The 12,040-nt window shown below is 44.3% G+C and carries 11 protein-coding genes; 2 read left to right on the forward strand and 9 right to left on the reverse strand.

Going from position 1 to position 12,040, the window contains the following annotated elements; genetic code table 11:
- Positions 1–179: 179 nt before the first annotated feature.
- The gene (locus VTH8203_RS09850; protein WP_096993520.1) at positions 180–1,301 is read right to left on the reverse strand and encodes a carbohydrate porin; all 1,122 of its coding nucleotides are present in this window, start codon (positions 1,299–1,301) and stop codon (positions 180–182) included.
- Positions 1,302–1,915: 614 nt separating this feature from the next.
- Between VTH8203_RS09850 and VTH8203_RS24495 the strand changes: the two genes are divergently transcribed.
- A complete protein-coding gene (locus VTH8203_RS24495) occupies positions 1,916–2,092 on the forward strand; it encodes a hypothetical protein (protein ID WP_158296109.1) in 177 nt (58 codons plus the stop codon).
- A gap of 307 nt (positions 2,093–2,399) precedes the next feature.
- On the opposite strand, the gene VTH8203_RS09855 is transcribed toward VTH8203_RS24495, so the two are convergent.
- The 3 genes from VTH8203_RS09855 to VTH8203_RS09865 are packed head-to-tail and all read right to left on the reverse strand — an operon-like array spanning position 2,400 to position 4,693.
- Positions 2,400–3,527, reverse strand: coding sequence for a sucrose-6-phosphate hydrolase (locus VTH8203_RS09855; protein ID WP_306346037.1), 1,128 nt, complete (start codon positions 3,525–3,527; stop codon positions 2,400–2,402).
- A complete protein-coding gene (locus VTH8203_RS09860) occupies positions 3,470–3,679 on the reverse strand; it encodes a GntR family transcriptional regulator (protein WP_244181184.1) in 210 nt (69 codons plus the stop codon). Before VTH8203_RS09860 ends, VTH8203_RS09855 begins: the two co-directional genes overlap by 58 nt.
- 6 nt (positions 3,680–3,685) lie before the next feature.
- Positions 3,686–4,693 (reverse strand): LacI family DNA-binding transcriptional regulator, encoded by a 1,008-nt coding sequence (locus VTH8203_RS09865; RefSeq protein WP_096993521.1) that lies wholly within the window; start codon positions 4,691–4,693, stop codon positions 3,686–3,688.
- A gap of 165 nt (positions 4,694–4,858) precedes the next feature.
- Between VTH8203_RS09865 and cscK the strand changes: the two genes are divergently transcribed.
- On the forward strand, positions 4,859–5,779 hold the full coding sequence (cscK, locus tag VTH8203_RS09870; RefSeq protein ID WP_096993522.1) for a fructokinase: 921 nt from the start codon (positions 4,859–4,861) through the stop codon (positions 5,777–5,779).
- Between the two features lie 76 nt (positions 5,780–5,855).
- Here cscK and VTH8203_RS09875 read toward each other — a convergent pair whose 3' ends face one another.
- From VTH8203_RS09875 to aguA, 5 genes are all read right to left on the reverse strand, one after another.
- A complete protein-coding gene (locus tag VTH8203_RS09875; protein WP_096993523.1) occupies positions 5,856–6,395 on the reverse strand; it encodes a GNAT family N-acetyltransferase in 540 nt (179 codons plus the stop codon).
- A 173-nt stretch (positions 6,396–6,568) separates the two neighbouring features.
- Positions 6,569–7,759, reverse strand: coding sequence for a mannose-6-phosphate isomerase, class I (manA, locus tag VTH8203_RS09880; RefSeq protein WP_096993524.1), 1,191 nt, complete (start codon positions 7,757–7,759; stop codon positions 6,569–6,571).
- Between the two features lie 388 nt (positions 7,760–8,147).
- Entirely contained in the window at positions 8,148–9,422 is a 1,275-nt protein-coding gene (gene gabT / locus VTH8203_RS09885; RefSeq protein WP_096993525.1) for a 4-aminobutyrate--2-oxoglutarate transaminase, read from the reverse strand.
- Between the two features lie 32 nt (positions 9,423–9,454).
- The gene (locus VTH8203_RS09890; protein WP_096993526.1) at positions 9,455–10,882 is read right to left on the reverse strand and encodes an NAD-dependent succinate-semialdehyde dehydrogenase; all 1,428 of its coding nucleotides are present in this window, start codon (positions 10,880–10,882) and stop codon (positions 9,455–9,457) included.
- 66 nt (positions 10,883–10,948) lie between these two features.
- Positions 10,949–12,031, reverse strand: a complete 1,083-nt coding sequence (aguA, locus tag VTH8203_RS09895; RefSeq protein ID WP_096993527.1) for an agmatine deiminase — start codon at positions 12,029–12,031, stop codon at positions 10,949–10,951.
- Between the last annotated feature and the right edge of the window lie 9 nt (positions 12,032–12,040).

The following is a 12,040-nucleotide window of genomic DNA, read 5'->3' on the forward strand; positions in this document are numbered from 1 at the left end:
CTGAACCTATTAGTCGCGACCAGCAAGAAAATTCTCGAGCAATAGACGTAACCTAGATAGACACTTCTATCAAACATCGAAGGAAAACAGACAAAATATGGAACAGAGTAAAAACAAAAAAACGGAGCTGGTTGGCTCCGTTTATTTTAATGCAGTGTCCCTTCTATACGGCTAAGCGTTTAGAAGAAGTACTTGAAGCGTACACGTGCGCCTAAGTCACCGTCTTCATCGTAAGTATCGATGTCAGACGTTTGTTTTGAGTAGTATGTACCTAGGTAGATAGAGAAATCATCAACTTCTAGCACATCAGCAAACTCGTAAGATGCGTATACAGTATCCACTTTCGCGTTACCGTTTACTGTCGTAGCGATCTTGTCTTTTTCGTAATCGTTGTTCGCGTGAATGTAGCCTAGACCGAAGCCTTTGAACAATGCGTTCACACCTACTGTCATGTTTGTTTCGTCAACAGCGTCCATGTAAGCAAAGTTGGCAATCAAGTTCCAGTCATTTGCTTGGTACTTAGTTGTGAAACCAAAGCCTAGACGGTTAGAAATATCAACCAACCCGTTGCCAGAGTCAACTACCACTGCATCTTTAACTAGGTTACCTTCCATCGACGCTGCGATGCTGAAGTTATTTACTGTGTAAGACACGACTGGACGTAGTAGTACAGAGTCTTTAGTTAAATCGCGTTCGATTGTTGCACCGTGGTACTTATCTCCAGAGAACAACACATCACGTGGACCAATCATAGAAGCAAGTTCAAGGTAAAGGTTACCAAAAGATTGGCTGTACATTAGCTGACCGCTTGAACCACGACCACGACCTTCTTTCATTTGGTATACGTACGCTGCGCCATCAATATATAGATCGTTTGCGGTGTCGCCAGTGTAGTCTAGGAAGGTATCTTGACCAACAGGGAACATATCGAACGCTTCGAAACGGCCCATACGTAGGTTCCAACCATCTTTCGCGCCAAAGCCAAACCACGCATCATCTAGACCAACATTACCGTCACTTTTCATTAGTGGCTGTGCGTTGAACTGGAATACGTGACCCGTGTCGGTGTAACGTTCACCGTAGAAAGCAACAAGAATGCGACCAGTTTGGTCAAACTCACTGTTGGTTTCGCCTAGAACGTTTTCATTACTGTCACGATTTTGGAAGTTGAAGTCAAATTCAACGTCACCACCGATAGAGAAGTTGCCTTGCTCGTTGTCTACGATGCTGATACCAGCGTTTGCCGCCATTGCAGAAGAGATAAGTACTGCAGCTAGCGATAGTTTGAACGTATTTTTCATTATTAACCCCAAGGATTGTAATTAACTATTTTTGTTATTTTTTAAAAGCTATCGAGTTGTCGCGAATAAGCCTCGTTAAAAACTTTGATAACTCATTCACTCATGACATCACTCAATAGTTTGAAAATCATGCACCGAATGAACGAGAGAAATTTTCACTAATATCCCGACACGCAGCAATCCTAAGAATTTGAAAATGCCTATCTAAATCACATTTTTATAAAAACACAAAAAACCATTATTTTCAATAACTTAAATATAAATAAATATACATTTAGCTTTAAAAACATTTATTGAGGTAATTTAGGGGAACTTTTTAGCAGATAAATTACTTTAAGTGATCTTTCTCACATAAAGAATAAATCTTCACTACTATTGAAGTTATTGATTATCAGTTTCCAATTTGTAATCACTATGTGAATATATTTTCTAATTATTATCTAAATGAGCACTTTATTTTTTCCACACAATTTGTATTGTTTTTCTATGTCGTTAACCCTTCATTCTCTATAAAGTGACTTTGCTACCAAGTGTAACAACATGCATAAAAGCCCTTGCTATTAGGCTCAAATGGTCTAAGTTAAAGTAAGAAGTTAAAGAGGAGTGATGCAGCTATGAATCAAGCGCTAGAGAAAGACATTGTCGACGCTATGCATCATCTGAATACAGAGCAGCTTCGCGACGTAAAGCGCTTTGTTGAACATCTGTCAACAGCAAAACAGTTGGAAGACTTGGTGACTGATGAAGAGCTAACCATGATTATGGAGCTTAGTGCATCTAAGCTACCATAAACAATAAGCGATACTCCGGGACGAATAAGAAAGACCAGCTCGAAAGCTGGTCTTTCTTATTTCAGCGTTTAGTCGTACCTGATGCCTCTGAGATAATGAACCTTCCCTGAGACATTGCAGCTGTTAAGGCGATTTAAGTCGCGAACAAAAATACGCGATGTAAACACGGTCTCCCCTCGGTCACAAAATATTTCAATACGGAATGGTCCACAAACACACGCACTCTAGGGTCATCACTGTGACGTAATGAGTAACGAATTGAGCCGAACTTCTCTGCATACGTGTCGGTCACGTGCGTTCTATCTAATCACCACTCTTGTTCAGTCCCTGAAAAAGTCATTGTGTCGCCGCGTTCATTGGCAAACTCAAACGAAAATGATGAACCTACTTCCAACTCCAGTTCAAAAGCCGGACTTTTCAATTGATGTTGAGCCGTTAGCTCCTCGTTACTGCTTCTAAGCTTTGCAAGCTCAGCAATGGGTATCTGAAGTAACTTATTGCCCTCGATTTTAAGCTCTCTTGGTAACGTCAGCATATGTGCCCAATAGTTACTATCCGTGGGATATTCGCTTTTGGAGTTACCCAACCACCCCACCAAAATGCGTCGCCCCTCATTATCACAATAGGTTTGAGGTGCATAGAAATCAAAGCCTTTATCAAGTTCAAAATAGCCATGATGTTCAAACTTGTTATTCTCGGTATCTATTGGCTTGCCAACCATATAGACCACAGAAAATACATTGTTAAAGTCATATTTGCTTTCAGAAGAAACGCCTTGAGGAGAGAATATGAGCACGCCGTTCTGTGCATCTTCATAGTAATTCGGGCACTCCCACATATACCCAAACTCACTCAAACCAATGTCCACCTCTCCCCTGTATTGAAAATCGTCGATCCGTTTACCGTGATAGAGCGCCAACTTACCTTGGTGCTCATGACTTTCGGCACCGATTAGCATGAAATAATCATCGCCCCGACAAAATGTGACAGGGTCACGCATATTGTGCGTATAGTGCTTAGGATTATAGTCAACGACAACACCTTTTTTCTCTACTTTGCCTTCTTTATCCATCACAGCAAGAACTTTTGTTGGGTATCCACTATCGGGTTCACAGACTAAATGTCCAGTATAAAGAAGGTTAAGCTTCTCACCCTCTACAACCGCGACACCAGTATGGCAGCCGTGTTGGTCGTAACTTTGGTCGGGATACAGTGCGACTCCCCTATCTCTAAAGTGCACAAAATCCTTAGTAGACACATGATACCAATGCTTAAGTCCATGTACTGGCCCTAATGGAAACCATTGATAGAAGATATGATGTTCGCCATTAAAGCAACTGAGCCCATTAGGGTCATTAACCAGCCCATGTTTGGGCGCTATATGGTAGCTCGGATAATAAAGGTCATTTTTCGCCAATGACCCAATATGTTCCAAAGCTCATTGATGCCACGACTGACACCCAAACTCTCTACCAATTGGCTTTCGGAAGGCAATTTCGAGCCTTGCGGGTATAGCCCTTCGTCGATACGTTGTTTTAGCGTATCGGCCACTTGAATATATAAAGGCTGTAGAGATTTTGATTCCATATCCAGTTAGTGACTCCGCTGATGAAGGGACGCTTTGACGCTAATCTTGCTTTGATATTGAGAATTAGACAAGGTCTTTTGTAAGCAGTCAAAGATCTCTGACGCTAATTCGACGCAATTTTGCTCTATTGAGTCTATCTGCAATGGCAAGCAATCTAATATGGCATAATTGTCAAACGTCGCAATTCGCATCCGTTCGTTGATTGCGGTAGCAAATAGGTCGTGTTCATTAAGATAGCGCAGTACCCCTTCTAATAATGAATAAGAGGCCGTAAATAAGCAGTGAGGCAATCGACCAAGTTCATCAACACACACAGCCATCATGTCGTAACCACTTGAAGGCTGATAATCACCATTGAACACTAAGTCCTGATTCAACGGAATTTGGTTTGTAGCTAACGCATCTACATAACCTTGATAGCGTTCTTTACTTGGTGAAAGTTCTAATTGTCCACCAATAAAAACACACTCTGCCACGTTTTTCGTATGTTTCGTCAATAACAGTCTCGTTGCATCGTAAGCGTCAGTGGTCACCATATTAAAATCTGAAGATTCGAACGAACGGTCAAAGAAAACAAGCGGAAGATCGTCAGGTAGTCCGCGATAGAAAGCATCACTGGTAAGACAAGAAGCAATCATAATGCCATCGACTTGACGTGAGATCAGATTGTCGACTGCGCGCATTTCTGTTTCTGGATCATCATCGGTTGAAGCCAGCAATAACTGATAGCCTGATGCTAAGCAAAGGCGCTCTAATTCTTTAGCAATAGACGCAAAACCAAGGTTGAGTAGGTCGGGAATCACCAGTCCAAACGTAGAACTCTTTTTCGATTTTAGCGCTCGTGCATAAACGCTGGGCGAATAGTTATTCTCTTGCACAACATGCAATACTCTCTCCACGGTCTCTTTCGTGATTCGATGCTTTTCTGCATGTCCATTCAAGACAAAGCTCACTGTGGATTTCGACACACCAGCAAGTTGTGCGATATCTGCAAGTTTTAGTTTTTTGCTCATTCCTTTCTACTCATCCGCTCAATCAATTTGATCTTATTGGTCTAAAAGATCGTGTTTGAGATCACAAATCTATTTTCAATCTATTCGTGGATTATTAAAACACATTTTCTTTGCTAAATCGATTTAGTAAACTAAAAACAACTTAATTAATACAGGATTTTTCTAATGAGCAAAGTGTGGGTAACCGGAGACGCTGTTGTAGACTTAATACCAGATACAGCAACAACCTATTTGAAATGCCCAGGAGGCGCACCCGCAAACGTCGCAGTAGCCATCGCACGCCTCGGAGGCAACACCGGATTCTTTGGCCGCGTCGGACAAGACCCGCTAGGTCGCTTTATGAAACAAACCTTGAGCAACGAAAACGTCAATACCGACTATATGCTGCTTGATGAAGAACAACGTACATCTACCGTTATTGTCGACTTAGATGACAGCGGTGAGCGCAGCTTTACTTTTATGGTTAAGCCTAGTGCCGACCAGTTTATGCAGAAAAGTGATATTCCGGCTTTCGATAAAGGTGAGTGGCTACATGTGTGCTCTATCGCGCTTGCCAACGAACCGAGTCGCAGTTCAACCATTGAAGCCATGAAGCAAATTAAGGCTGCTGGGGGTTTTGTTAGCTTCGACCCTAATCTTCGTGATGAAGTCTGGGGCGATCAAAGCTTGATCAAACCAGTATGTCGCGAAGCCATTATGTTAGCCGACGTAGTGAAATTTTCAGACGATGAACTGATGTTCCTCACCGATACCAAAACGTTAGAGTCTGGTATTGAAGCACTGGAGCCTTTTAACAATACGTTAGTGTTGATCACGCAAGGAGCGAAAGGTGCGCTGGTCATTCGCGGTGCACAGCAAGAACTGATCGCAGGCACTCCTGTGCAACCTGTTGATACAACGGGCGCCGGGGATGCCTTTGTGGGTGGTCTGCTTACACGCTTATCGAAAACAGAAAGTTGGGTAAATGACGAAACCATTCGCGACGCAGTTCGTTGGGCTAATGGTTGTGGAGCATTGGCGACCACCCAAAAAGGCGCTATGACTGCATTACCTAATGAGAGTGTGCTCTTGGAGTACATTAAGTAATTCCTCACACGAAACAAAAAACGCCTAACATACTCGATGTTAAGCGTTTTTTGTAATCTGTTGTTGGGAAAGAATACTAAACTGACTCGACACACTGCTCTATCAAAACTTCTGGGCTCTTCCATGTATAGATATACTCATCAACATGACGTCCACATGGCGATTCGCCGCGCTGCTTCAGTGCTTTTTTCGCACCGATGGATTCGTAGAACTTAATAGCGTTCGTATTGTCTGCTAGGACTTCCAGAAAAACACCATTATCTGGATAGTACTTACTAGCCCATTCCATCGCCAACGCAATCAGTTTCTTTGCCACACCTTTACCTTGTGCACTCGCTCTGACGTGAAGATTATCGATGATGGTGCCAAAATCGACGTTATGATTACCAAACAAACAGATAAAACCGGCTAATTCGCCTTGATGTTCAGCAATAATGACATGTTGGCTAAAAGGAGGGTTTAATAGTCGGGTTTGCCAAACCAGTAATTTGTCTTCAAGAACCGATTCGTCTAAATAAGACTGACGCATGATGCCTTTATAGGCTCTTTGCCAGCTAATCGCATGAAGTTCTGCCACCCTTTGGTAATCAGCATATTCTGCTACTCTAAATTCCATTTTATAGTACCTACTGCTTAACTTTTTACATATCCTTTCATTACATACTAATTATCTACCACCAAAATGCAATCCATGCTGAACAAGTAATAGGTAATTTGCACAAAAAAAGGGAGATCTTTCACGATCTCCCTTTATAAGAATGATTACTGGCCAACTGGCAGAATATTCCGCTAGCAATAAGCTCGTGCGAATTTACCAGCACAAGTCACGCTGTAGTTGCCCGCTGAAGCTGGAATAAACACTGAATCGCCACGCTCCACCGTCATGGTTTCGCCGTCTAGATGCGTCAATACAATTGGCTCATCTAATGGCAATAGAATTTCTGGTGTTGTGACATTAACAAATCGATCTTGCTGATTTACGTAAACGCTAAATTTGAAATCGTCTACCGGGATCGGATAGTGCTCTGCGCCGTTATCCAATTCAGGTTGAGTTAACAGCTCATCACGCAGCTTAGGTTCGAAAATAGTGCAAGAGGCCAACTCTTCAACATCAATATGCTTTGGTGTTAGACCCGCGCGAAGCACATTGTCTGAGCTCGCCATAATTTCAAGCCCAGTACCACGGCAGTAGGCGTGTGGAGTACAAGCATGTAGGAACATAGCTTCACCCGGCTCAAGCGTAAGGACGTTCAAGAATAATGGTGAGAAAAGGCCGATATCACCAGGGTAAAGATCTTTCAGCCATAAGATGAGCTCAAACGTCTCATCGCCTTGCTTGGTCTTAGCAAAAGCGAGCAACTTATCTAATGCCACATCTTTTGTCTGACCTTCAAGCTGCAGCATGCTAACAAACAACGCCTCTAGACCTTGCGCGTTTAGTGACATTTTATACGCGTCAACAAGAGGTGTTAACTCTTCGATATCAAGCTGTTCGAAGTTAGTTAAGATCTCTTCATAACCACGGAAACCATTCATTGCTTGGTAACGCGTCAGTGCGTAGACCAACTCTGGTTTGTGGTTTGGATCTTTATAGTTACGGTTTGCCGCATTGCGCGCGATACCCGCAGCTTCTTCCTTGGCGAAACCCTCCTCAGCTTGAGCTTTACTCGGATGAACCTGAATAGACAGAGCACTCGCTGCAGCCAGCACTTTAAACAAATAAGGAAGTTCACCAAATTTTTTACTGATGGCTTCGCTTAGAACGGCCGTGTGATTATTCGCAACAAATTGATCAAGACGTAAAGTCTCATCGGCAGTGACCACTTCAGAGCAGCCGCCAGAATGTGCGCCCATCCAAATTTCAGCTTGTGGTTTGTTGTCAGGGTTGGCAATACCAAACAGAGTATTAATAGAAGTCACGCTACCCCAAGCATAATCTTGGATTACGTTCTGCATAGGTAAGAAATGTTGATGTTTCATTGTTCAGTCCAAGCGATTATTAAATTATTCTGAGCAGCAATGTATCTCAATCGTGGTATCAAGATTTTGATCGCTCTCATTTTGTCAGCACAAATTAGCAGACTTTAGAGAAAAACTGTATAGTTTTTAAGTCAGCGATTGAAAAAAGATATTCAATAGTGAGGTCGTATTGAGCGAAAGACAAAAATTAATTAACCCACTGTAATTAATAGGCTTTATGTCAACTATAACCATCTTCACCATTGAGGGTACAACGAGAAGCGCGCGAAAACCAAAATACACCCAATGTACAATTTGGTTTATTGCTTCTAGACAAATTCCGATGAAAATAAAAAAGCCCCCTCGGGCTCGAATCGAGGGGGCTTATAATATCCGACGAAACGTCGTGCTATTTCGCTACTTCAGCGATGATAGCTTCCAATTTGTCTAAACCTTGCGCCAACACATCTGATTCAATCGTTAATGGAGGAAGCAAACGAATAACATTGGCTTTCACGCCGCAAGACAACAGAATTAAACCGTTTTCTTGTGCTTTGCTAATCACCGCTTTGGTAACATCTTGAAGTGGTTGCCCCGATTGTGGATCGGTAAACTCAATCGCCATCATTGCGCCAATGGTGCGAATCTCACCAATCGCAGGCACCGTTTTTTGAAGCTCAGTCATACGTGCATTAACCACTTCACCAATACCTTGGGCTTTAGCGCATAGCTGCTCTTCTTCAATTATCTTAAGCACTTCCAAACCGGCAACACAGCCTAATGGAGAACCAGCGTAAGTACCGCCTAAACCACCTGGCAACGCAGAATCCATGACTTGCGCTTTACCTACAACAGCAGAGATTGGGAAACCACCAGCAATGCCTTTCGCCATGGTCATCATATCGGGTTCAATATCCAGATGCTCCGTGGCGAACATTTTGCCGGTGCGAGCAAAACCTGTTTGGATTTCATCTGCTATCAACAAGATACCATGCTGGTCACAAAGGCTGCGTAGTGCCTGAGCAAATTCCGCTGGCGCTTGGTAAAAACCACCCTCGCCCTGTACAGGCTCAAAAATGATCGCAGCAACGCGACTAGGTTCAATATCGCAAGCAAACAAATCTTGTAATGCCTGTAAGCTATCTTCTGTGCTGATGCCGTGGAACGCGTTCGGATAAGGCGCATGGTAGATTTCGTTCGGGAAAGGACCAAAGCCCGCTTTGTATGGTGCGATTTTTCCAGTCAATCCCATGGTCAGGTTGGTACGACCGTGAAAACCACCTTTAAAGGCAATGACGCCGCTACGCCCAGTATGAGCACGTGCTACTTTCACCGCATTTTCAACCGCTTCGGCACCCGTTGTTAGGAAAATCGTTTTCTTTTCCGAGTCGCCCGGAGCAATATCAGTAAGCTTTTCTGCCAGCTCAACAAACGATTCATACGGCGTCACCATAGCGCAAGTATGAGAGAAATTGTCGATCTGAGCTTTGACAGCGTCAGTGATGCGCGAGTTGGAGTGACCAGTGTTTGTCACTGCAATACCTGCGGCGAAATCAATATATTTATTGCCCTCGACATCCCACACATGAGCGTTATCCGCTTTCTCCATATAAAGTGGGTACAGTGCGCCCATACCCTGAGCGATAACGTTGCTTCTTCTTTCGTGTAGTTGTTGGTTTTTCATTATTTAATCCTTTATTTGTTCCCGCCAGACGTTTAGTTGCCACCAAAACACAGGTATTTCACATCCATATATTCGTCGATACCCTGCTTCGCACCTTCACGTCCGATACCCGACTGCTTCACGCCGCCAAATGGCGCTAGTTCTGTCGAGATAATGCCTTCATTGATGCCAACCATACCGTATTCCAGTGCTTCTGCTACTTTCCAAACACGGTGGATGTTCTGGCTGTAGAAGTACGACGCCAAACCGTAAATCGTATCGTTCGCCATATCGATAAGTTCTTCGTCCGTCTCAAAACGAATCACCGGAGCTACCGGACCAAAGATCTCTTCTTGAACGATGTCCATGCTATGTTGCACCTCTTTGAGGATGACTGGCTGCATAAACAAACCATCAAGTTGTTTAAGAGCAGAGACAGGCACAGCACCTTGCTCTATCGCGCGGTCAATTAAAGCTTGGATCCCCTGTTTAGCACTTTCACTGATAACAGGGCCGATGTTGACACCTTCATCTAGGCCGTTTCCAACTTTCAACTGCTGTACTGCGGCATCAAATTTCGTTACGAACTCATCGTACACTTTGCTGTGCACATAGAATCGGTTCGCACAGACGCAAGTTTGACCCGCGTTACGGAACTTAGAAGCCATCGCCCCCTGCACAGCGGCATCAATATCAGCATCATCGAAGACGATAAATGGCGCATTACCACCCAGTTCCATTGACGTGCGTTTGATGTCTTTTGCCGCTTGTTGCATTAACACACTGCCCACTTGAGTAGAACCAGTGAAAGACAGCTTGCGAATCAGTGGGTGAGAAGTGAAGATCGCACCTATTTGGCGTGAGCTTTCACCTAGAACCACTTGCAGCGCGTCTTTCGGAATGCCCGCTTGGTAGGCGAGCTCTACAATTGCAAATGCACACAGCGGCGTGGAATCTGATGGCTTAACGACGAAACTACAACCGGCAGCCAATGCAGGGCCAGCTTTACGCGTGATCATAGCGATAGGGAAGTTCCACGGCGTTATCGCACATGCGACACCAATGGGTTGCTTGATGGTGACCAAGCGCTTATCTGCCGTTGGCCCCGGAATAGAGTCACCGTAGGTACGTTTGGCTTCTTCAGCAAACCATTCAATGAAGCTCGCACCATACAAAACCTCACCCGCAGCTTCTGCCAATGGCTTACCTTGTTCAACGGTCATAATGCGAGCAAGGTCGTCTTTGTTCTCAAGAATCAGTTGATACCAGCGGTTTAATAATACTGCGCGCGACTTAGCCGGCACTTTAGCCCACTCTTTTTGCGCCACATTAGCTCGCTCAATAGCATCCATCAACTCCGGTTCTGATGATATAGGAGCATGACCCACAAGTTCACCTGTTGCTGGATTGGTCACGGCTACTGCGTTGTCCGCTGCCGTGACCATAAAAGAGAGTAAGCTCTTATTATTTATTTGCTGCATGGTAATTCCTTTTGTTCCTACTCCTAGCCTTCACTAGGAATGCTGTGGATAAAAAGCAGATGAATCCTAAGCGGGAATCTGCTGAGTAATGCAGTGAATATTGCCACCGCCTAGTAAAACCTCTCGTGTTGGTATGCCAACAACTTGATAATTGGGGAGCGCTTTTGTCAAAATTTCGATAGCAATATCGTCATACTGGTCATCAAGTAATGGCAAAAAGATATGCTCGTTCACCATCAAAAAGTTAGCATAGGAAGCACTTAGTCGCTCACCTTCGTGACGATTCATACCATCGCTTGATTCAATGCCGTTCGCTTCTTCCTGCGAATAGTAAAGCGGACCTGGAACAGGGATTTTAACAATCTCAATGCTTCGACCTTGTGCATCGGTTTGTTCACTGAGCGCGGCGTGCGCTTCACGTGATAACTTAAATTGCGGATCGAAGGGATCATCCGTCCAGCTAAGTACCACTTTTGCTGGAGCGACAACGTGAAGTAAGTTGTCGACATGCCCATCCGTTTCATCATTAGACAACCCGTTTGGAAGCCAGACGACCTTTTCGATACCAAGATACTCGGCTAATAGCGCTTCTATCTGTTGTTTACTGAGTTCTGGGTTACGCCCCGGGCTCAATAAGCATTCTTCAGTCGTATATAGCGTGCCGTCGCCATCGGTATGGATCGCCCCTCCTTCTAGAACAAAAGGCGCGCGATAATGATCGATTCCCAACACATCACAGACGGATGCCGCAACTTTATCGTCGTCACTCCAGTCTTCGTAAAGGCCGTTAAACTCGCCTCCCCAAGCATTGAATTTCCAACTGACGCCGCGTCTCTGTCCCGATGAATTCACCACAACAGTAGGACCGATGTCGCGCATCCAAGAATCGTTAAAGGCCATTTCAACCAGTTTGACGGATGGGTGCAGCATGCTTCTTGCGGTTTCATATTGTGATGAACTGACCGCAACAGAAACAGACACCACATCTGCAATCGCATTCGCCACGTTCGCAAAGGTTTGTTGCGCTGGTTTCGCGCTCGCGCGCCAATTATCGCGACGCTCTGGCCATGCCAACCATACCTCTCTGACTGGTTCATATTCAGCGGGAAAATAGAAACCGTCTTGCTTTGGGGTCGTATCAAGTTTCATCGGCAGCCT

Origin of the sequence: Vibrio thalassae, assembly GCF_900089835.1 — a bacterium.
GTDB lineage: Bacteria > Pseudomonadota > Gammaproteobacteria > Enterobacterales > Vibrionaceae > Vibrio > Vibrio thalassae.